A 21232-nucleotide genomic window follows, 5' to 3' on the forward strand; every position below is an offset into this window, starting at 1 on the left:
GTTCGTAAACATATATTTACGCTGCTTGATCGCTCGCTAGGGAACCATACTCTACGTAGTTTCGGATGTTTGGCAACTTGTTATCAATGCCGGGGTTGCTTACAGAATAGGAAAGGGATAAACACTGCACGATTGACACGCAGACATCTTACGGATAATTTCTATATAAATTACATAAAAAATACAGGTAAACACTCTGTGCCATCACAACCGCCCTACCCGCTGCTATCCGTTAATTCGTTAGATATCGCCTTCGGCTCAAACCGAGTCGTCAAGAACCTATCTTTCGATCTCTACCCCGGTCAAACGCTTGCGATCGTAGGAGAGTCCGGGTCAGGTAAATCCATGACCTCACTGGCTATCATGGGTCTGGTTCACTATCTCAATGCCACCATTGCCAACGGCAGTATTCTTTTTCAAAAAAACGTCGATAGCACACCTGTCGACCTGACCCAGTTATCTGATCGCCAGATGCGCAAGATCCGTGGGAAGGATATTTCCATGATCTTTCAAGAGCCGATGACATCGCTTAATCCGGTTTACACGATTGGTGATCAAATCACCGAAGTTTTGCTACTTCACGGTGATTACACGCGAGCATCAGCACAAGAAGAAGCACTGCGACTATTACGCTTAGTGCGATTGGCCGATGCCGAGTCCTTGCTAAAGCGCTACCCCCACCAACTATCTGGCGGCATGCGGCAACGCGTTATGATTGCAATGGCACTCGCTTGTAAGCCCAAGGTACTGGTCGCCGATGAACCGACGACAGCACTGGATGTCACGATCCAAGCACAAATTCTAACGATTATTCGCGACCTGCAAAAAGAACTGGGCATGGCAGTGATTTTCATCACCCATGACATGGGCGTGGTCGCTGAAATTGCCGATCATGTAGTTGTCATGCGTGATGGAGAAAAGGTTGAAGAAGCGGATGTTGAACCTCTTTTTAAGCATCCTCAAGAAGCCTACACCCGCGCCCTTCTAGCGGCTGTGCCTACGCTGGGCAGCATGAAAGGACAAGCGCTCCCGTGCGCTGACCCACTCGTTATCTTTGACGGCACAGAGATCGTTACCCACGGTGAACCTACCGTTCAGGATACGGTTCGTGTTCAGGAGGAACCGATAGTACGCGTCGAAAATCTGGTAACGCGCTTCGATATCAATAAAGGCTTTTTTGGAGGCGTTAGCCATCGCGTCCATGCCGTAGAGAACGTTAGCTTCGCTATCTCTCCAGGCGAAACACTGGCGCTGGTAGGTGAGTCTGGCTCAGGAAAGTCGACCATTGGCCGCACTATCCAGCAGTTACAAAAGAGCAACAGTGGTGACATTATTTTCTCTGGGAAGCCTGTCTCACAGATGTCCCGCAGCGAGAAAATGACGCTTCGTCAGCAAGTACAGTATATTTTCCAAGACCCCTTTGCATCGCTAGATCCGCGCAAAACGGTAGGCTTCTCCATTGCTGAACCCATCCACACCCACTATTTAATAAGTGATAGCAAACGTATTAAGCAACGGGTGAGTGAGCTTCTCGAACGGGTTGGCCTTAAGCCAGAGCATGCCAAGCGCTATCCGCATGAGTTTTCCGGCGGCCAGCGCCAGCGCATCTGTATCGCTAGGGCGCTAGCGTCTAAACCCAAGCTTATTATTGCCGATGAAGCGCTCTCAGCACTGGACGTCTCTATCCAGGCACAAATTATTCATCTCATGATGCAACTACAGCGTGAAGAGGGGTTGGCATATCTCTTTATCAGCCATGATATGGCCGTAGTAGAAAAGATGAGTCATCGCGTTGCCGTACTACACCTGGGCCAAATTGTTGAAATGGGGTCACGCCAACAGGTGTTTGACTCCCCCAAGCATACTTATACCCAAAAATTACTTTCTGCCGTCCCGGTAGCGGATCCACTTCACCACCGTAAGCATCTGTTATTGGAGGGTGATATCCCAAGTCCCATCCGTAAAGTAGGCGACGAGCCCGCCATTTACCCGTTGGATGAAGTAGCGGCAGGACATTTTGTGTCGCGTAGCGGCACGTCGTCCCGCCTGTAATTGCTCGTTTTGTTAACACAAATAACAAGCCCTTGGAGAATGATACTAATGAAAAAGACAAAACTGTTCCAAGCATGCACCCTGGCTGCTGCCATGGCTGCTGCAAGCACCAGCTACGCGGGCTCAATCACTATAGCCTCACCGCAGGATCCGGGCAGTTGGGATCCGATTGACACCTTTTTGGTGAACTGGGCCTCAGTGGCCACTAACATCTTCGATGGTCTGACCTACCGAGGCCCCGACCTTGAGTTAGTACCAGGCTTGGCCACCAGTTGGGAAGAGCTGGATGATGGTAAGCGCATCCGCTTTACGCTGCGTGAAGGCGTGGTCTTCCATAATGATGAACCGTTCAATGCTGAATCGGTTAAGTTCACCTTCGACCGTCTGCTCGGAGAAGAGGGCTCACGCGGGCCACAACGCTCTAACTACACGGCTATTTCTCATGTAGAGATCATTGACGACTATACCGTTGATTTCTTCTTATATAATGCGGATCCCGTGCTGCTCACCAAGTTGGCCGGGTATGGCGCGATGATCGTACCGCCTGGCTATATTGAAGAGCATGGTGACGACCACTTTAATACTCATCCTGTCGGTACCGGTCCTTTTAAATTAGTCGACTACACACCACGCTCTGATGTGAAGCTGGAAGCGTTTGCGGATCACTGGGGTGGCGCACCCAAGCTCGACAGTGTGACTTACCGTTTTATCTCTGAGCCTTCCACTGCCGTTGCCGAGCTACAGTCCGGCCGAGTCGACTTGGTACTACCGCCCACTATTCCGATCGGCATGATCGAATCCATCAATAATCATCCTAATGCGGAGATTGTCAGCGTCGCTTCTCCTACGGTAGAAGCTCTGCGTTTTAATACCCAGTCAGGCATTACCGCCGATGAGCGAGTACGTCAGGCGATTATCATGGCGGTTGACCGTCAGGCGATCGTCGACGCCGTACTCGCAGGTGAAGGCAATGTTATCGCCAGCTTCCAAGGCAGCCAGTCGTTTGGCTTTGATCCCTCGCTTGACCCCTACCCCTTCGATCCGCAGCGCGCCCAGCAACTGCTCGCCGAAGCGGGTGTTGAACCTGGCACCTCACTGCAGATTGATGTACGCGGAAACGACTCTACCTTTTCCGAAGTCGCTCAAGTAGTAGCTTCCTACCTGCAAGGCGTTGGGCTTAATGTCTCTATCCAACCTTACGAAACCAACGTATTGCTTAATGACATTATTCCAGCGGGACGTACCGGCGCAATGTTCCAGCAAAAGTGGGGAGGCTGGACGTTTGACTTCGATAACACTGCGTATTTGATGTACCACACTGGCGAACGTTGGAACCCCTACGACAGCGATGCCCAGTTGGATGAGATGCTGAACGCTCAACGCGGCATTACTAACCGCGAAGAGCGCGAAACCCTGCTGCAGTTCATCGCACGTTATACCAAAGAGCGTGCCCTGGAGATGCCTCTGTATAGCCAAAATGCGCTGTACGGTGTGGGTAGCCGAGTGAAGAACTTTGAGCCAGCACCTGATAACCGGATACGTCTCACTAACGTCGACGTCAGCGAGTAAGCCTAATTCGCCGTCGTCCTTGTGGGCGGCGGTGCCTATTTTGAGTGGGGAGGCCACGTGGCCAAGTTTCTTTTCTACCGACTGCTACAGGCGCTGTTTGTGCTTGTAGCCGTCACGTTGATCGTGTCGTTTGCGATTCGCCTCACCGGCGACCCGGCCGTTATGCTCGCCCAAGGTGCAGGCAGCATTACCGAAGCAGACCTGGAGCGTATTCGCGAGGCTCTTGGACTCAACCAACCGTTTTTAGTGCAGTACCTGGAATTTTTAAAAGGTTTGTTTACAGGTGACATGGGACGCAGCTTTATGGGCGGCACATCCGTAAGCGAGCTGATTAGCCGCGCCCTACCAGCCACCCTGGCGCTGGCCTTTGCATCCCTTTTCATCTCAATTGCGCTGTCGATTCCTTTAGGAGTAAAGGCCGCTGTTTCACGCGGTAAATGGCCCGATCAGGTCATTCGGATTGTTTCGCTGGTGGGGCTCTCCTTCCCCAACTTTTGGCTAGCTATCATGCTGGTATTAGTGTTCTCCATTACCTTTAATCTGCTGCCCCCCAGCGGTATGGAGGGCTGGCAGAGTTTCATTATGCCGGCGGCGACCATGGGCATTATTCTTACCGCAACCAACGTGCGTCTGGTCAGAACAACCATGCTGGAAACCCTACGCTCTCAGTACATCATGGTGGCGCGTGCTAAAGGCCTATCCAATTCTGTAGTGCTCTATAAGCACGCACTGCGCAACTGCTCTATTCCATTGATTACCTACTTCGGCCTGCAATTCGGCGGCCTACTGGGCGGTATTGTTGTGGTTGAGCGTGTTTTCAACTGGCCTGGGCTGGGTACGCTGGCCTTTGATGCTGTTGCTGCCCGCGACTACCCCGTACTGCAGGGCGTTATCACCGTCCTCTCGCTGATGATTATCTCAATCAACCTGCTGGTCGATATCGCCTATGGCTTTGTTGATCCCCGCGTGCGCAAGAGCTAGGTATCATTATGTCGGCAAACTCTCTGGATCTAAGACATTTTAAAAGTATTGAATTTATCATGGGCGCCCTGTTGGTGGGCGGCATCACCTTGGCCGTTCTGCTATCAGGCTGGCTATTTCCAGACGGCGGCAGCGGTATCAATCTCGCCATGCGCCTCACGCCTCCCTTGGTCGACGGTAGCTTTCCGTTAGGTACTGACCCACTGGGACGCGATGTATTAGCACGCGTGGTCATCGGTGGTGAAATATCGCTTAAGGTCGGCTTTTACTCCGCGTTAGGTGCTGTAGTGCTGGGTATTATTATGGGGCTTTTATCGGGCTATTATGGCGGCATTGTCGATATGCTCGTGATGCGCTTTGCCGATGTGCAGCTTGCGCTGCCCTTTATTCTGCTCGCCATTACGTTCATCGCCGTCATCGGTGGTGGGCTGACCAACATGATCATTCTGCTCATCATCTCACAGTGGGTGCAGTACGCTCGTTTGGTACGCGGCTCGGTGCTATCACTTAAAGATCGCGAATTTATTCTCTCGGCACAGGCCATTGGTGTGCGTGACTGGCGAATTCTCTTTCAGCACTTGCTGCCGAACTTGCTTGGCCCGGTTGTTGTACTGATGACACTTAACGTCGCCAACAACATTCTTCTGGAGAGCAGCCTAACCTTCCTGGGCTTGGGAGTTGACCCCGTTATTCCTAGCTGGGGTGGCATGCTGGCAGAGGGCCGTACTTATCTGCAAACCGCGTGGTGGGTCAGCGTATTTCCTGGTGTGGCGATTTTGCTCACCGTGCTGGGTCTCAATCTATTGGGAGACTGGCTACGCGATACCCTTGATCCTACTGGGCGGACATCACGATGATCACATTACTGGAGACTTCGTTTGAGCGCAGCGTAGATGCCATCGTTTCACAATACCAGACAGTGCTGTCGTCTGGCGATACGCTTAACGCTTGGGTATTTGATGACCTCGCCGCACGTCAGCAGGCTGAGCAAACACTTGCACAACATGGCATTAAGGCGCACTTCTACAGCGCCTATAAGCCCTTGGTGCACTATGTTATTGAGGTACTGCCCGAGCGGTCGCTACGGGCTATTCATATCCGCTACCCAGCACCTTTGGAAACGCCCCAGCGTTTTTTGTTGGAAGCCTACCCGCTGGCAGGACTGCTTGATGCCAACGTAGCACTCAGCTGGGAACCCGTAGCATGTGACACGCAAACCCGACGTTACCACTACGAACTGACACTTACCGATAGCGATGGCGCACAAGAGCAGGTCCGTGTCGCGGCCCCTAACCGCCACCATCTGGACCACATCAATACCTGGCAACTCTCTCCTTGCGGCTGGGTCGAGTGGAGCACTGGCGATGGCAACACCGAAAGCGCTTTTTACGCCTGTGATTACGCCAAGCTGTTTGAGGCGGCGATAGAAGCTGTCACCCGAACTGATTGGCCCACCGAGCAGCCGTACTTTGAAGAGCTAAATATCAGCGTTACGCTGCCAAGCCAGGATACATGCTTACCCTTTGGGCTAGAGCACATCAGCTTGGCCGAGGCCCTGCATGAAGAATTATACTTTTCGCTTTTGGAGTATTATCAGCACCTTGCAGGCTTACCGCTCGGCGATCGTTCGATTCAGCCGGGCCAAATTGTGCCTGAAATCAAGACTCGCCCGGACGCATCTCCTTCCCTGAACATTACCCTGCGTCCGCTGAATACCACAGAGGCACCCGCCAAGGCAGAGGTTGAGCTCGATACGGCCTCCCACCCGCTGAGCGTTGGCCAAATCAGCACGCAGTTGGAGGCATTAGGCGGCGAAGCAATCCACACTAAAAGCCGCAGCGGACGACAACTCTCCGCACGCTACCGTCCAGGCAGCGATCGTGCCGTGATGATTAGCGCAGCGCAGCACGCCAATGAGCCGTCTGGTATCGTTGGCGCACTTCGGGCCGGGCGCGACTTGGCGCAGCAGGCTGAGGCACACTTTGTACTTTCACCCCTTGAGAATCCTGATGGCTATCGCCTGCAACAGCGCTTGGTCGCCGAGCAGCCGACCCATATGCATCACGCTGCACGCTATACCGCATTTGGCAACGACCTCCAGGCACAGCCCGCCAACGGCGAGTTTGAGCTAGCTATCCGCGAGCGTGCCAAAGCATTAAGTGATGCTTACCTGCACATTAACCTGCACGGCTATCCCGCCCACGAGTGGACTCGCCCATTGACCGGCTACGTGCCGCGTAACTTTGAACTATGGTCCATTCCGAAAGGGTTCTTCCTGGTCATTCGCTATCATCAAAAGTGGGAAACCCAAGCCAACGCACTGCTTGAGAGCGTAACCGCTCACTTGGCAAACGTACCGGGTCTTGTCGCCTATAACCAACGACAGATTAAGGCTTTTGAAGCCCATGCTGGTCCTCTGGAATTTTCCACGCGTCGCCATATTCCTTATTTACTGACACGTGACGAGCAGCAGTTAACCCCTTTGCAACTGATTACCGAGTATCCCGACGAAACGATTTATGGCGACGACTTCGTAATGGCACATCAAGTGCAGTACGAAACTATTTTAAGCGCTTATCAGTGCTACCAAACGATGGCCTTGCCCAACACGCCATGCTGATCGACCGCTCACCAGGAGAGTCAATAATGACCGATAAAAAGCTCCCCACGCTCAACTGCGACATGGGTGAAAGCTTCGGTAACTGGACACTTGGGCTGGATGCTGAGGTCATGCCTTTTGTTGACTGCGCCAATATCGCCTGTGGCTACCACGCCTCCGACCCTCACGTAATGCGTCGTACCGTGGCATTGGCTGTTCAGCATGGGGTGCGGATCGGCGCGCACCCAGGCTATCCGGATTTAATCGGCTTTGGACGACGCTCCATGGCCTGCTCGGCGGCAGAAGTTGAAGATATGATGCTCTACCAGGTCGGCGCACTGGCCGGTATTTGCCGTGCGGAAGGCGCTGAGCTTTCCTACATCAAACCCCACGGGGCGATGTATAACGACATAGCCGCCAACCCTGAATTGCTGGAAGGTGCAATGCGCGCCGTGCGAGCCTTTGATGCCCGCCTACCGATAGTGGTCATGGCAACGGCCATGCCTGAACCCTTTCGTGAACTGGCCACCAGCATGGGCGTGACACTGTGGTTTGAGACATTCGCCGACCGCGCCTATGAGCCTAACGGCCACTTGGCATCGCGACGCCTGCAGGGTGCCGTTCACCACGACCAATCGACTATCGTGGCCCAGGCCATAGCGCTTGCTAAAGGCGACGCTCTAACGGCCCGCGACTGCTCATCGCTGCGACTTCCCTGCGACACGCTCTGTGTTCATGGTGACAACCCCGAGTCGATTGCCGCCGTACGTGCGATCCGTGAAGCCTTCAAGGTGTTGGAGATCGCGTGAAACTGCGTCTGGAAACCGCTGCCATGGACGCCCTCACGGTGCGTCTTTTTGATGAGATTGATGAGCGCAATATGGGCTGGATCATGGCCGCAGACACTGCCCTGCGCCACGCCTTTAGCGATGCGCTGATCGATCTCATTCCTTCTTATACGACCCTGCTCGTTCACTACGACTGCCAACGCATGACCTTCGTTGAGGCAACGTCACGAATCCGCGAAGCTCTCAAGGGTCTTCAGCCTGCCGATACACAGCAGGGTCAACTGCATGAGATCCCGGTGTGGTACGACGTAAGCGTGGGGCCTGAACTACCGGCAGTGGCCCAAGGCGCCGGGTTAAGTATTGAGCAGTTGATTGCGCGTCACTGCGGTCACGACTACTGCGTTTTTGCGCTTGGTTTTGCACCGGGTTACGGCTTTATGGGGCTGGTGGATGAAGACCTGGCCACCCCTCGCCTGAAAACCCCGCGACGCCGGGTGACAGCCGGGAGCGTAGGCATCGCCGAGCGCCAAACGGCGATTTACCCGCTGCTTTCGCCTGGCGGCTGGAATATTCTCGGCCGCACGGCGGTACCGCTTTTTGAGTACGCAAAACGCGGCGAACCGCTGTTGCGACCCGGCGATAAGGTACGCTTCAAGGCCATCTCTCAAGCCGAATTTGAAGCTGCCGGTGGTGATACGACCCCGCTAGAGGAGCGCGTATGAGCCAAGCTAGCATCACCGTAAAGCAGGCAGGCCCCCTTGCGCTTATTCAGGATAACGGGCGCTTCGGCGTCGGCCACCTGGGCGTTACCCAAAGCGGCGCCGCCGACTGGATCTCCTTTCGCTGGGCCAACTGGCTGCTGGGCAATCCGCTTGAGAGCGCCGCGCTAGAGATTGTGATGGGCGGCAACCTGACATTGGAAACCGACGCAAGCGTGTGCCTGGCGTTGGCCGGTGCCGACCTTGACGCGCGTATTGATGATAAGCCGCTGGCAGTTAACGCGCCCTTCACTCTACGCCCTGGGCAAGCACTCACGTTTCGCCAGCCACGTGCCGGGCTGCGTGCCTACCTCGCCTTCCCCGGTGGGCTTGAGGCGCCAGTCGTATTGGGTAGCCGCGCCTGCACGGCCCGAGAGCAGCTGGGCGGGCTTTATGAGGATGGCAGACCCTTACAGCTCAATGACCGCTTGTATTGGCAGGGCGCGTCCGTGACGCCACGCCGACTTCCAGCAAGCGCTCAGTTGCCGATTCCCAACGGTCGCTGTTGGCTGCCAATGGTACTAGGTGCCCAGGCGGCCCTCTTTGCGGGCCGCAGCCTCTATCAATTATTTAATCAGCCCTGGCGCGTTGATCAGCGCGCTGACCGGATGGGCATTCGACTTACGGGACAGACACTCAAAAGTAAAGTAAGCGGCGTGATCTCAGAAGGCATCCCGCTGGGCGCTGTACAGGTGCCGCCCGATGGTCAGCCGATCATTTTGATGAATGATCGCCAGACCATTGGCGGCTACCCGCGTATGGGCGCGATTACTCCCAGCGCCTGTGCTCTGCTCTCCCAGTGTCTACCCGGCACCGAGGTGTGGCTACAGCCGGTTAGCGCTACTCAGGCTCAGGTTACTCACCGCCGCCAGCTGGCCGTGTGGGAGTGAGCCTTTAAGAAGCGCTCAAATGTCAAAAGGCACCCTGGGGTGCCTTTTGTATTGAACTGCCCGCTAACGGTCAGTTTCGAAGCATCTGTATATCTTTTACTACGATATCGCCATCAACCACAACAGGCTCGTCGTCCAAAAATAACGAGCAATTGCGCATGGGAATATCCAGATGGCAGGCCGTATCGTTGGGCCCGCCCAATTCGTTGTTGGGGCCGGTGGAGAACATCACGTTGCCATAAAAGCTGCGTGGCTCCATGCCCATCCCGCCCGGAAACTCACCGGGCACCATACGGTGCCACTTGGCATCAGGGTTCATGCCCCAGCCAACATGGCTCATGCCCAGGCCACGTTTGTCGTTGAAGCTGTCCATGTAGGATTTAACCAGCTCGGCATCCAAGCCACCTTGAATACCGGTAATCCAGCCCTTCTTGATGGTGTAGGTGATCGGCTCGCGGACATACATGTTCTGAGGCAACAGGACATCGCCGGGCGCCACGACAATGGTGCCGTCCACACCATCGTCATCACCGCCGGTAAACACAAAACCGGAGGGCCAATGATCCCAGCGGCCCGGTTCATCGGTACACGCATATTCGGCAACCGTTGGATAGGTATTCAACTGGTAAGTCACGTCGGTGCCATGGGCGGAAGTAATGCGCATTACCTTGGCCTTAGCTAATAGCTCGGCGGCAATCTCGACCTTCTCTCTGAGTTCCTGGGTTGGCAGCATACGCGCCAGCAGTTCAGGCGGTTCCACCGCGGTAAGAATCCGCGTGCCTGCCGCCTGAATGGCCATCTGTTCAGGGGAGAACAACAGGAAAATACAGTCGATGAGCATATCGCAGTTCTTGAGCGCTTCCACCGCCTCGGGCATCGCAGCAAGCCCGGTAGTGCCGACGTTCCAACCACCCACAAGAGGCGGTGACGGCAGGCGCATATGGTACATATTGGCGCCTAAACGTTGTCCGGCGGCCATGAAAGCATCGGCATAATCGAGCCGGTCGTTGCCCTGAGTCAGTACGATGAGCCTTTCATCGGACTGAACGCCGGACATTTTCAACTGGTGAAGGCAGATTTCCGTAAAGCTTGCGTGATCCATAACTACTCCTGCATATCGTCAGCATGACGTGAAGGCGGTAACCCCTGCACTGACGCTAGCTGTATTTGCCAGTCCAGCATCAAGACAGACGGTTATCGAGAGATAGCGTTGGTAGGAATAGTCCTACACAGCGGCTTTCTGAGATGACGGCGCACTGACCGGAGCGCTCTTTTTGCGTCCCAACTCTTCGGAAATAGCGTTCAGGAAGGCATCGGTTGAGGCCTTATGCGGCTTGGTTACAAGGCTTACGCCAACGAAGAGGGCCGTCGAGACAAAGATGCCCCAGATACCGGACGGTAAACCCAGCAGGGAATTACCCGTGGCATACATCAACAGCACGAAAACGCTGGTACCTATGATGCTTGCCAGCGCACCGGCGGCCGTGCCACGCTTCCAGTAGAAAGCGCCGATAATGGCAGGCACCATGGCGACCAGACCTGATGAAGCCGCCACTGAGAGTACAGCGATCAAGTCCAGCTGCAGCTCAGCAAAACCCAGCGCCAACAAAGCAATAACCGGGACGACGATTTTGCCCACCATCAGTTGGCGTTTTTCACCCACGCCCGGTTTAGCGTTGGCATAGACATCCCGAGACAGCATGGAAGCTAGGGTCAACATGATCGAATCGATCGTTGAGACGGCAGCGGCCATGATACCGATCATGACGATGACACCCAGAACCGGCGGGATAAAGTCAGAGGCGAGCAGCGCCGGCGTTGCAAGGTCGGCACGCGCAAGGTCGGGAAATGCAGCAAGCGCCGAGAAGCCCCACAGCACCGATACCAATGTATAAATGAAGCCGAACACCAGAAAACCGATCAGCATCTGACGCATAGAGCGCAAGGACGACGGCATGAAAAGACGCTGACTGACCTGCGGGTTGGATAGGCTGAAGAAGAACCAGGGAATGCTCAAGCCCAAGAAGGTTACCAGGCTAAAAAGCCCTGACCCCGGCACGCTAAGCGAGGTGGGATGTTCAGCTACAAGCGTACCAAACAAGCCGCTGAAGCCGCCAAGCCCTTGAACAACCAAAAAGGCGACCAGCGTCGAGGCAACGATCATCATCAAGGCCTGTAAGGAGTCGGTCCACATCACTGAACGAATACCGGCAATATAGGAGAAGAAAACGGCTATCACCGTTGCCATTACCACCCCAGTGGTAAACGTGATGGCACCATTGGTCATGCCGTCCAGCAGGTAGCCAACCCCGGCCAGTTGAACGGCAGAGTAAGGGATCAAAAAGATGCAGCTGGCAATCGCGACAGCCATCGCGACATGCTTACTGTTATAACGGTTTCCCAACATTTCACTGGGCGTGACGAAGCCAAACTTCTTGCCGACAGCCCAAAAACGCGGGCCGAAAACGGCCACTAGAGAAACACCGGCAAAATAGATGATCTCAAAGCCTAGCGCGCCGACGCCACCGGCATAGGTCAGCCCCGCCAAGCCCACCATCATAAAAGCACTATAGGTTGTAGCGCTGTAGCTCAGCGCCGATACAAACCCGTTCATCTGCCGGTTGCCAAGGAAGTAGCCCGACATACTTTCCGCCGGTCCCTGACGGGAGAGGAAAGCAATACCGACCGCGATCAGTAGATAGATGGCAATTGACCACCAGATCATTGACTCAGTCATGGTCGTGCTCCTCGAAATCTTTGGTAATGAAGACATTAAGTGCAATAACCACGAGCCCGGCGCAGGTCCAGAAGAGAAAGCTGCCATACCAGGCCGCAATATTCGTTAGTAGGGTGTAGGGCACAAGACAGCTCAAAAGAACCACTGTCCAGACTGTCCATATCCACTTGCTGCGTTTCATGATCCACCTCGTTTTGTATTGTCAGTGAGAAGAGTGCGTATTGTTGTGATGAGGCTGGCGTATTGCGGCAACACGTTGTTCAAGTTGTTGCCAGGGAGGTGCGCCGGGCGCGAAACGTGCCCGAAGATAGCTTGCCAGGGTAGCGACTTGCGTATCGCTGAAGCTGTCAGCAAAACCGGGCATGTTACCTACACCAGGGACGGTGTCAGCATGCACACCGCCTAAAATCGATTGAATAACGTTATCGGGACGATCGCTGTGCAGATTGGTATTCAGCGCAAGCGATGTTCGGGCTCGGGTAAACGAGGGCAAGCCGTTATCCAGATGGCAGGCGGCACAGGCACCTTCAAACAGGCGCTCGCCCTCCTCCATGCCACTAGGGCTAACCGCTGCTGCGGCCAAGCGTTGCTGGGCGTCGGCTTGCTGTACTTCACTGTCCCCAACCGGCGCTTCCATCTGCTGCGCTACATAATGAGCAATGGCGCGAACATCATACTCGGGCAGTTCGCTCAACCCGGCGACCACGGGCGCCATTGGCCCCGAGGCCACGCCATGTAACGCTGACTCGCCGTGGCGTAAGTAGTCGTATAGCGAGCTTTCGCTCCAGCCAATGGGTGATCGCGAAAGCGTGTTCAAGGCAGGCGCTTCCCACCCATCTACCATGGCACCTGCAAAGTAGTACTTACCGTCCTTTTCCGCGCCCATCGCATTGCGCGGACTATGGCAGGCACTGCAATGCCCCAGCCCTTCGGCAAGATAAGCGCCGCGATTGTAGAGCTCGCTTTGCGCAGGGTCCGGTTGAAACGGTTTCGGATCGTGATAAAGCGCATTCCAGGGCGCCATGAGCGCACGCACATTGAAAGGGAACGATAGATCGTTCTGGGGCGCAGGAGCCGATACGGCAGGCTGAGCCATCAAATAAGCATAAAGCGCCTGAAGGTCGGCATCGCTGGTTTTGGCAAACGCCGTATAGGGAAACGCAGGATAAAGGTGGCGGCCATCACGGCTGATACCGTGACGCATGGCGCGCTCGAACGCCGCATACGACCACCGGCCGATCCCGGTTGTCTCATCAGGCGTAATATTCGTGCTGTAAAGCGTGCCGAACGGCGTGTCAAAAGCATGGCCGCCGACATTTGTCGCGCCACCTTCAACGGTGTGGCAAGCGACACAATCGCCCGCCGCCGCCACTAGCCGTCCACGCTCGATAGTTTCAGCGGAATAAAGAGTTGCCGCAGGCCGGGAGACCGGTGCAATCGCCCCTTTCCAGGGCCAAGCCATAGCCGCGCTACCGGCAACCGTCATAAAAGCGGCGGCCGCCAGCCATTGGCGACGCGGCGATATGCCTTTGCGGGATAAAAGCAGGCTACTGCGGCCTTTAGATGCCTCCAGATCCTGCTCTTGTAACGCCTGCCGCACCCGGTTGGCCGTAAAAGGCGGCTGCCGAAAACGTATGCCTGTGGCATCGAACAACGCGTTGGCGATAACTGCGACACTAGGTGAAAGCTCGCTATCCGCAAGGCTAGCCGGCAACGTCGAGGGTGCTTCATTTGGCGTCACCACCTGTCTTTCAAACGAAGACTGGCGCCGGGCCAATGGCGACTCTTTTTTGGCTTCTAAACGACCATCGCCCCACTCATCGAAAGCCGGCTCACTGCCCAGCAGCGGCCGCGCTTCGCCTAACACTCGCGCTTGAAGCGTGTGTTGCAAACGCGCTGTATCAACCTCAATACCCGAATCCTGGCCCACGACCAGTCGCGTCAACTGGACAGCGCCCGTAACCCGATTAACCTCGACATCGGCAATCCAGGCAGAGCGTACGCCACTTTCCAGACGCTGCTGGCGGCCGGGTAGCTGTGCATAAGCCAAACCACGGCCCCGTAACAGATCAATCGATGCCTCACGAGAAGGGGCATCTGCTTGCCAGTTGGCTCGCTTGGCAACCGATTCAATAAGCTCGCGACCACGTGCGTCGTTAAGATAGCCTAGGCGTAACGCCAGCGGGTCCTGGCCGAGCGCATGAGCGACTTCATCAAGAAATGACTCACGGGCGAACGTTTGCTGAATACCCAGCAGGGTATCGTTTAACGGCTGCCCTGAGGGGCGCCCGGTATGCGCCGACAGATGGGCGTTATGGAAGGCATAAGGAGAATATAGCGGCTGCTCGGCTTCCTCTGAAACACCTTGTGCGGCGACTCGCCCACTCAGAAACAGGCCGACGGCCGCCACCTCTCCACTGGCATGCGCTTGTCGGTAGCGATACCGCTCTATGTAATCCCCTTCACCAAAGACAGCGCTTAGCGATAGGCGTTGCGCCTGCCCCAATGCCTTAACATCCGTGCTGTACTGCGCATCCAGCCATACCGCGACCGGATGGCCCAGCGCTTTTGCCATCAAAGCAGCATCGACGGCGGCATCGTCACCACAATGGCGGCCAAGGCCGCTGGCCACGTGCCGTTCTGCCCCCTCCCACTGTTCTCCTTCGCTGGTATAAAGCGCTATTTGATCCATACCCAGCGTCGTTAGGGTACTCAAATCCTGGCGCAGCGCTTGTGGCGTTGTAGTGTGCGTCCAAACCTCAAGACAGTTATTTCGGTATTCGGCAACCACCCAGCTTTCGGTTTCTCCCCAGCGCATACGGCTGGGCCAACCGTAGTCGCACTCATATCTGCCAACGTGGTCACCGTCGACATCAGCTAAGCCAGTTTTTTTGTGGTCGGGCGTCTTACGGCTTTCTTCGCTTGCGCGTACTTGCTGTGTTGGCGCGGCCGATATTTGGCCGTGTGGCTGCCAGCTTAGAACCAGACACTTAGCGGCATCGCGCGCGTTTTCAATGCTACTTGCCACAACCCCCACAAAATTACCCTCGACCACCGCCTTTGCGTCATATGGCAACGTCTTCAGCATCGAGGTATCGACATGCGCCAACCGGTCACACGTGAAATGTTCGCCGTTCCAACGGTAGTAAGGCGGACGCACCACAACGCCGTAGCGCAGGTGCTCGAAACCGTCAGGCCAGGCAACCTGGCGGGGCTGCACCGTGGTATGGGGCTTAGTCATCAGCGTCTCCCAACGCCGCAGCGTTGAGGGCAACGGCACGATGGGCGGCATTCAAAATTTCCAGGTGCGTGCCACAACGGCAAAGGTGATGCTCAAGCGCCGCCCCGATCTGTTCTGAAGAGGGGGCCGAGGTGTGATTTAACAACGAGCGAATGCTGATAATCATGCCATTCAGGCAATAGCCGCACTGTGCTGCCTGCGCATCAATGAACGCTTGTTGGACTGGATCCAGGCGGCCCTTATCGGCCAGCCCGTCCAGCGTCGTCACTTCACGTCCAACCACCGAGGCGACCGTGAGCACGCAGGCTCTGGCAGCCATGCCATCCACCAGCACACTGCACGCACCACATTCGCCCAGCCCACAGCCATACTTTGGGCCGTTCAGCAACAGGTCGTTACGCAGTGCGTTGAGCAGCGGTGTTGTAGGCGGAATGGTCAGCTCAACCTTCTGTCCATTCACTTTTAGCTTCAGCGTCATAGGGAATTATCATCATTATTGTTAAAGCAAATTTTTATTTAGAGCTTTCTGATTAACTGGCAGCACTATTAACTGACAGCGCTATTAGCTACTAGCACTATTAACTAGCAGCACTAAGGTAATTGTTAATTATTTTTTGACCATATCTAATCTACCGGGGTCGCTCCCAGCTTCGATGCACCTGCATGGTGCATACCTGCCTCAACTTGCTTAAAAATAGCGCACACCCTATAAGTGCGCGACTATAAAACATATAGCACCCTACTCTCGCATCGAGCAAGTTTTTTATTAAAACAGCTTAAAAAATAAAAATACATATATTTAATATAAGGTTACACAAAAATCCGGGTGGCTAGTAATTTTATTCTGATTTAGGTTTATTTTTTCTTGACCAAAAAATAAATGGTGTATACGTTGTTTTATAACGTTTCAAAGACTCTTCCAAAGGTTTGGCTATTGCCCCCCCCTGTGCGTTATGCCAATAAAACGAGGGAAATTACGTTATGAATAACAAACCCACCATCGCCGTGATTGGCGCAGGCCTTGGCGGCGCCGCCGCTGGCGCCTTGCTACAGCAGGCCGGTTACCCCACCAAGGTGTACGAGCAGGCGCCAGCGTTTTCCCGCCTGGGTGCCGGCATCCACTTGGGGCCTAACGTGATGAAGGTGATGCGGCGCATCGGTATTGAGGAAAAGCTCAATTCCATGGGCTCGCATCCCAATTACTGGTTCAGCCGTAATGGCCTGACCGGCGAGTATCAGTCGCGCATTCCTCTTGGCGACTTTGCCCGCGAACACTACGGGGCGGCTTACATCACCGTTCACCGCGGCGATCTGCACGAGCTGATGGTCAGCACACTCGATCAGGAGAACCTCTTCTTCAACAAACGCCTGATGGATGTCGACGATCAGGGCGACAAAGTGCGCATGACCTTTGCAGACGGCACCACAGAGGAGGCCGACCTTGTGATTGGCGCCGACGGCGTCAACTCGCAAATTCGCGAAAAACTACTGGGGTCCGAAGCACCAACCTACAGTGGCTGGGTAGCGCACCGGGCGATCATCTCCGCCGAAAAGCTCAAGGCCTATGATCTGGATTTCGAGGCCTGCGTGAAGTGGTGGTCAGAAGACCGTCACATGATGGTTTACTTCGTCACCGGCGACGAGAAAGAGTACTACTACGTCACCGGTGTACCGGAGCCCGAGTGGAGTCACGGTACGTCCTTCGTCGACAGTTCCCAGGAGGAAATGCGCGAGGCCTTCAAGGGCTACCACCCCACGGTGCAGGCATTGATCGATTGCACCGAAACGGTCACCAAATGGCCGCTTCTGGAACGCACTCCCCTACCACTGTGGCACGACAACCGTCTGGTACTGCTGGGCGATGCCTGCCATCCGATGAAGCCACACATGGCCCAAGGGGCCGCCATGGCTATCGAGGATGCTGCCATGCTGGTGCGCTGTCTGGAGGAAGTAGGTGCCCACGGCTATCGTGAAGCCTTTGAGCTTTACCGCACCAATCGCTTCGAACGGGCTTCCCGCGTACAGAAGGTCTCCCACGACAATACCTGGCTGCGCCAGGATGAAGATCCTGCCTGGGTCTTCGGCTATGACGTGTTCGAGACGCCGCTGCAAACGCCTGAAGCCGTTAGCGAGGAGAACCCGGCATGACCGACACGCTTTCTACCAGTACGTACCGCTACGGCGCCAATATTCACGCCAACGACATCCGCCAGCACTACCTGCGCTTTGGCGGTGACTCGGCCTCCACCAGGCAGCCACTGGTGCTGATTCCGGGCATCACAAGCCCCGCGGTCACTTGGGCCTTCGTCACCGAGCGCCTTGGCCGTCACTTCGATACTTACGTGCTGGACGTTCGTGGGCGTGGGCTCTCCTCCACGGGACCCGATCTGGACTACGATATCGACACCTGTGCCGACGATGTCATCGCTTTCATCGAAGCGTTGGGGCTTGAAAACGTGATTCTCGCCGGTCACTCCATGGGCGCACGCTTTGCCCTGCGCGCCATGACGCGTGGCGCAAAAGGCATCGACAAACTGGTGCTGATCGACCCGCCCGTTTCCGGCCCCGGCCGCCGGGAGTATCCCAGCAAGCTGCCTTGGTACGTGGACTCCATCCGTGATTGCTCCCAGGGCGCTGGCCTCGACACCATGCGCACCTACTGCCCCACCTGGAGCGAGGAGCAGCTGCGCCTGCGCGCCGAGTGGCTGCACACTTGCTATACACCGGCTATCGTGCAGGCGTTCGAGGAGTTCCACAGCGTGGATATCCACCAAGACCTCCCTGCTATTGAAATACCGACGCTTCTAATCTGCGCCGGCAAGGGCGGCGTGATCCAGGAGGAGGATCGCGAAGAGATCCAAACTCTGCTGCCGTCGATTCGTATCACTACCGCCGCGAATGCGGGCCACATGATTCCCTGGGATGACTTCGAAGGCTTCTTCACTGCCTTCGAAGACTTCCTCGGCACCCCACTCTGAGAGACCGATTGCCATGACGCTTGAAACCAAGACCTATCGTATCGGCCAGATCGTGCCGAGTTCCAATATCACTATGGAAACGGAAATCCCTGCCATGCTCGCCGCAAGGCAATTAATTCGTCCTGAGCGATTCACTTTTCACTCCAGTCGCATGCGGATGAAAACGGTCAGTAAGGACGAACTGGCCGCTATGGATGGCGAATCTGATCGCTGCGCGCTGGAGCTTTCCGATGCCGCCGTGGACGTCATGGGGTACGCCTGCCTAGTGGCCATCATGTCCATGGGCCCGGGCTATCATCGTGAGTCCCAGAAGCGACTACGCAGCCGCACTGAAGAAAACGGCTGCGATACGCCTGTCGTCACCAGCGCCGGCGCCCTGGTAGATGCCCTGCACGTCATGAAAGCCAAACGCGTAGTCGTGGTAGCCCCCTACATGAAGCCGCTGACCGAAATGGTGGTGGATTACATTCGTCAGGAAAACATCGAGGTGGTCGACTACCGGGCGCTGGAAATTCCCAACAACCTGGACGTGGCGCGTCATGACCCGGCCAAGCTGCCCGAGATCGTTGCCAGTCTAGACTTGAGCGATATCGACGCCATCGTGCTTTCGGCCTGCGTACAGATGCCCTCACTACCGGCCGTCGCCAAGGTCGAGGCGCTGACCGGCAAGCCGGTGGTGACCGCCGCCATCGCCACCACTTACGCCATGCTCAAGGCGCTGGATCTGGAGCCGGTGGTGCCTGGAGCTGGCGCTTTGCTTTCCGGCGCCTACTAGGAGCGTACCCATGGCAACCCCTGATGCGATTCAAGACAGCTCGCTTCAAAACGGCTCGGGTCATGAGGAAAAATCGGCCCAGGAGAACTCGGCTCAAGAGAACTATCGGGGCGTCTGGGACGGGCGCATCGGCTTCGGGCGCAAGGCGGCACTTTTGGTTGTGGACTTCATGCAGGGCTACGTGCGTGAGGAGTCGCCACTCTACGCGCCCGGCGTCGTCGAGGCCGTGGCCAACATGCCGCCGTTGCTTGATGCCGCTCGACAGAGTGGAACTCCGGTCATCCACACCAATATTCTCTACCATGCGCCGGATCAAGTCGACGGCGGCATCTGGGTGAAGAAATCGCCGGTCATGCGCGCCATGGTGGCTGGCAACCCCTTCGCCGAGTTCTGTGCTGAAGTGGTGCCGGACTCAACGGAGCCGGTTATCACCAAGCAGTACGCGAGCGCCTTCTTTGGCACCTCGCTCGCTTCCATGCTGGTAGCCATGGGCGTGGACACGATCATCGTTACCGGCTGCTCAACCAGCGGCTGCATTCGCGCCACCGCCGTCGATGGCCTGCAGTACGGCTTTCGCGTGATGGTGATACGCGACTGCGTGGGCGACCGTCACCCCGACCCGCACGAGGCGAATCTGTTCGACATCGACAGCAAGTACGGTGACGTTATCGACCGCCAGACCGCAATCGATCATCTGTTGGGAGGCTGAACAGCGCTTCTGAAAGGCCGACTTGCGGCCTTTGGGCTTCTATAGCATTCATTAAAAAAGGAGAAAGTCCCTCAACGCTCGCCAGCTCGGAAAAACCAACAAACCACAATAAAACGCTTCGCTTTGATCTACTGACAACACAACAGGTAACTCATATGACACTTCGCCGTTTGATGATAGCGTCCGTTTTGGGCTTCACTCTACCCTTGAGTTCTGGACTTCTCGCCGATGACTTTCCCGAGCGTGCACTCACCCTCGTCGTTCCCTGGCCCGCTGGCGGCGCCTATGACCTAGCGGCCCGTTTAATGGCCGAGCATGCTGGCACGGCACTCTCTGTCCCCATCGTCGTTCAAAACGTGACGGGGGCGGCCGGATCTACGGGTATTCGCCACGTAGCTGAGTCCGATCCAGATGGCTATACTTTAGGTATGATGGGTACCCATGCCATCGCCCAAAGCTACATGAACCCCAACGCCACGCCGTTGGACGAACTCGAGGCGCTGGTATTCATCGGCCCCGAGCCAGCCGCGCTCGCAGTGGGCAGCGATACGGGCATCACGAATCTTGATGACTATCTGCAAACACTTCAGGAATCGCCCGGCGCAATTGTCAACGGTAACGACTCGCCCGGCGGCTTCTCTTATATCGCAGCCAGCATGCTCGAGTCACAGTTCGACGTTACGCTGACGAAGATCCCCTATCAGGGTTACGCCCCCACCCTCTCGGCATTGCTTTCTGGTGAGGTCATGTCTGTCCTGCTGCCAATACCGTTGCTAGCTGACCAGCACGCCTCGGGGCAACTCCAGATACTGGGCGTGGCCACAGATGCGCGTCATCCCTTTGCGCCGGATGCTCCTACCTTCAAGGAGCAAGGTTATGGCTTCGCGGCGGAGGACTTCTTTATGCTTTATCTGCCACAAGGCGTACCCGATGAGCGCCGCGACACGTTGGAGTCGGCTTTCTACACACTGCTCGAAGACGAAGCGTTTCAGTCGGCGGCAAGCGAGGCGGGCTTAGTGATTGCTCCGCAACCTCAAGAGGTAAGCTCAGATTATCTTACCCAGCGTGCCGATGAGGTCTATGAGATCCTTTCTTCCTCCAATCTGGTGGATGCCGCGCTGACGCGCTGACGGCTCCTACTCACGACTTAGGAGA

Annotated in this window: 17 protein-coding genes; 13 read left to right on the forward strand and 4 right to left on the reverse strand. The window is 55.8% G+C overall.

The window, feature by feature from the left end; all coding sequences use genetic code 11:
• The first annotated feature begins 198 nt into the window (after nt 1–198).
• The 8 genes from ACT3TJ_RS08120 to ACT3TJ_RS08155 are packed head-to-tail and all read left to right on the forward strand — an operon-like array spanning nt 199 to nt 9637.
• Nucleotides 199–2052 carry an ABC transporter ATP-binding protein gene (locus ACT3TJ_RS08120; RefSeq protein ID WP_192528279.1) on the forward strand — a complete coding sequence of 618 codons (1854 nt, stop codon included), beginning with the start codon at nt 199–201 and terminating at the stop codon, nt 2050–2052.
• Nucleotides 2053–2100: 48 nt separating this feature from the next.
• Entirely contained in the window at nt 2101–3621 is a 1521-nt protein-coding gene (locus ACT3TJ_RS08125; protein WP_444621605.1) for an ABC transporter substrate-binding protein, read from the forward strand.
• A 57-nt stretch (nt 3622–3678) separates the two neighbouring features.
• Entirely contained in the window at nt 3679–4602 is a 924-nt protein-coding gene (locus ACT3TJ_RS08130; RefSeq protein WP_172117827.1) for an ABC transporter permease, read from the forward strand.
• Nucleotides 4603–4610: 8 nt separating this feature from the next.
• Entirely contained in the window at nt 4611–5459 is an 849-nt protein-coding gene (locus ACT3TJ_RS08135) for an ABC transporter permease (RefSeq protein WP_172117826.1), read from the forward strand.
• Nucleotides 5456–7222 (forward strand): peptidase M14, encoded by a 1767-nt coding sequence (locus ACT3TJ_RS08140; RefSeq protein ID WP_444665560.1) that lies wholly within the window; start codon nt 5456–5458, stop codon nt 7220–7222. Before ACT3TJ_RS08135 ends, ACT3TJ_RS08140 begins: the two co-directional genes overlap by 4 nt.
• A gap of 26 nt (nt 7223–7248) precedes the next feature.
• Nucleotides 7249–8010, forward strand: a complete 762-nt coding sequence (locus tag ACT3TJ_RS08145; RefSeq protein WP_192528403.1) for a 5-oxoprolinase subunit PxpA — start codon at nt 7249–7251, stop codon at nt 8008–8010.
• Complete coding sequence (pxpB, locus tag ACT3TJ_RS08150; RefSeq protein ID WP_192528404.1) at nt 8007–8711, forward strand: 5-oxoprolinase subunit PxpB; 705 nt, start codon at nt 8007–8009, stop codon at nt 8709–8711. The genes ACT3TJ_RS08145 and pxpB overlap by 4 nt, the downstream gene beginning before the upstream one ends.
• Nucleotides 8708–9637: a biotin-dependent carboxyltransferase family protein gene (locus ACT3TJ_RS08155; protein WP_441678612.1), complete on the forward strand. Its 930-nt coding sequence runs from the start codon at nt 8708–8710 to the stop codon at nt 9635–9637. Before pxpB ends, ACT3TJ_RS08155 begins: the two co-directional genes overlap by 4 nt.
• Nucleotides 9638–9707: 70 nt before the next feature.
• Here the strand turns inward: ACT3TJ_RS08155 and ACT3TJ_RS08160 are convergent, their stop codons facing one another.
• From ACT3TJ_RS08160 to ACT3TJ_RS08175, 4 genes are all read right to left on the reverse strand, one after another.
• A complete protein-coding gene (locus ACT3TJ_RS08160) occupies nt 9708–10739 on the reverse strand; it encodes a leucyl aminopeptidase (RefSeq protein WP_441678610.1) in 1032 nt (343 codons plus the stop codon).
• 123 nt (nt 10740–10862) lie between these two features.
• Nucleotides 10863–12374 carry a sodium:solute symporter family protein gene (locus ACT3TJ_RS08165; RefSeq protein WP_441678608.1) on the reverse strand — a complete coding sequence of 504 codons (1512 nt, stop codon included), beginning with the start codon at nt 12372–12374 and terminating at the stop codon, nt 10863–10865.
• Nucleotides 12375–12576: 202 nt separating this feature from the next.
• Nucleotides 12577–15615, reverse strand: coding sequence for a c-type cytochrome (locus ACT3TJ_RS08170; protein WP_441678604.1), 3039 nt, complete (start codon nt 15613–15615; stop codon nt 12577–12579).
• The gene (locus ACT3TJ_RS08175; RefSeq protein ID WP_441678603.1) at nt 15608–16093 is read right to left on the reverse strand and encodes a (2Fe-2S)-binding protein; all 486 of its coding nucleotides are present in this window, start codon (nt 16091–16093) and stop codon (nt 15608–15610) included. Before ACT3TJ_RS08175 ends, ACT3TJ_RS08170 begins: the two co-directional genes overlap by 8 nt.
• Before the next feature lie 503 nt (nt 16094–16596).
• On the opposite strand from ACT3TJ_RS08175, the gene ACT3TJ_RS08180 reads away from it, so the two are divergent.
• From ACT3TJ_RS08180 to ACT3TJ_RS08200, 5 genes are all read left to right on the forward strand, one after another.
• A complete protein-coding gene (locus tag ACT3TJ_RS08180; RefSeq protein WP_441678601.1) occupies nt 16597–17763 on the forward strand; it encodes an FAD-dependent monooxygenase in 1167 nt (388 codons plus the stop codon).
• Nucleotides 17760–18593, forward strand: coding sequence for an alpha/beta fold hydrolase (locus tag ACT3TJ_RS08185; RefSeq protein WP_441678599.1), 834 nt, complete (start codon nt 17760–17762; stop codon nt 18591–18593). Before ACT3TJ_RS08180 ends, ACT3TJ_RS08185 begins: the two co-directional genes overlap by 4 nt.
• Before the next feature lie 13 nt (nt 18594–18606).
• Nucleotides 18607–19368, forward strand: a complete 762-nt coding sequence (locus ACT3TJ_RS08190) for a maleate cis-trans isomerase family protein (RefSeq protein ID WP_444627143.1) — start codon at nt 18607–18609, stop codon at nt 19366–19368.
• Between the two features lie 10 nt (nt 19369–19378).
• On the forward strand, nt 19379–20077 hold the full coding sequence (locus tag ACT3TJ_RS08195; RefSeq protein ID WP_441678597.1) for an N-carbamoylsarcosine amidohydrolase: 699 nt from the start codon (nt 19379–19381) through the stop codon (nt 20075–20077).
• Nucleotides 20078–20283: 206 nt separating this feature from the next.
• Nucleotides 20284–21207 carry a Bug family tripartite tricarboxylate transporter substrate binding protein gene (locus ACT3TJ_RS08200; RefSeq protein WP_444665563.1) on the forward strand — a complete coding sequence of 308 codons (924 nt, stop codon included), beginning with the start codon at nt 20284–20286 and terminating at the stop codon, nt 21205–21207.
• Nucleotides 21208–21232: the final 25 nt, after the last annotated feature.

It is taken from the genome of Halomonas sp. AOP30-A1-24 (assembly GCF_052378165.1).
GTDB lineage: Bacteria > Pseudomonadota > Gammaproteobacteria > Pseudomonadales > Halomonadaceae > Vreelandella > Vreelandella citrativorans.

Excerpts from the sequence above, each read along its gene's own strand:
- ACT3TJ_RS08125 (WP_444621605.1), top strand. The coding sequence starts at position 2,101 with ATGAAAAAGACAAAACTGTTCCAAGCATGCACCCTGGCTGCTGCCATG.
- ACT3TJ_RS08135 (WP_172117826.1), top strand. The coding sequence starts at position 4,611 with ATGTCGGCAAACTCTCTGGATCTAAGACATTTTAAAAGTATTGAATTT.
- ACT3TJ_RS08140 (WP_444665560.1), top strand. The coding sequence starts at position 5,456 with ATGATCACATTACTGGAGACTTCGTTTGAGCGCAGCGTAGATGCCATC.
- ACT3TJ_RS08145 (WP_192528403.1), top strand. The coding sequence starts at position 7,249 with ATGACCGATAAAAAGCTCCCCACGCTCAACTGCGACATGGGTGAAAGC.
- ACT3TJ_RS08155 (WP_441678612.1), top strand. The coding sequence starts at position 8,708 with ATGAGCCAAGCTAGCATCACCGTAAAGCAGGCAGGCCCCCTTGCGCTT.
- ACT3TJ_RS08160 (WP_441678610.1), bottom strand. The coding sequence starts at position 10,739 with ATGGATCACGCAAGCTTTACGGAAATCTGCCTTCACCAGTTGAAAATG.
- ACT3TJ_RS08165 (WP_441678608.1), bottom strand. The coding sequence starts at position 12,374 with ATGACTGAGTCAATGATCTGGTGGTCAATTGCCATCTATCTACTGATC.
- ACT3TJ_RS08170 (WP_441678604.1), bottom strand. The coding sequence starts at position 15,615 with ATGACTAAGCCCCATACCACGGTGCAGCCCCGCCAGGTTGCCTGGCCT.
- ACT3TJ_RS08175 (WP_441678603.1), bottom strand. The coding sequence starts at position 16,093 with ATGACGCTGAAGCTAAAAGTGAATGGACAGAAGGTTGAGCTGACCATT.
- ACT3TJ_RS08180 (WP_441678601.1), top strand. The coding sequence starts at position 16,597 with ATGAATAACAAACCCACCATCGCCGTGATTGGCGCAGGCCTTGGCGGC.
- ACT3TJ_RS08185 (WP_441678599.1), top strand. The coding sequence starts at position 17,760 with ATGACCGACACGCTTTCTACCAGTACGTACCGCTACGGCGCCAATATT.
- ACT3TJ_RS08190 (WP_444627143.1), top strand. The coding sequence starts at position 18,607 with ATGACGCTTGAAACCAAGACCTATCGTATCGGCCAGATCGTGCCGAGT.
- ACT3TJ_RS08195 (WP_441678597.1), top strand. The coding sequence starts at position 19,379 with ATGGCAACCCCTGATGCGATTCAAGACAGCTCGCTTCAAAACGGCTCG.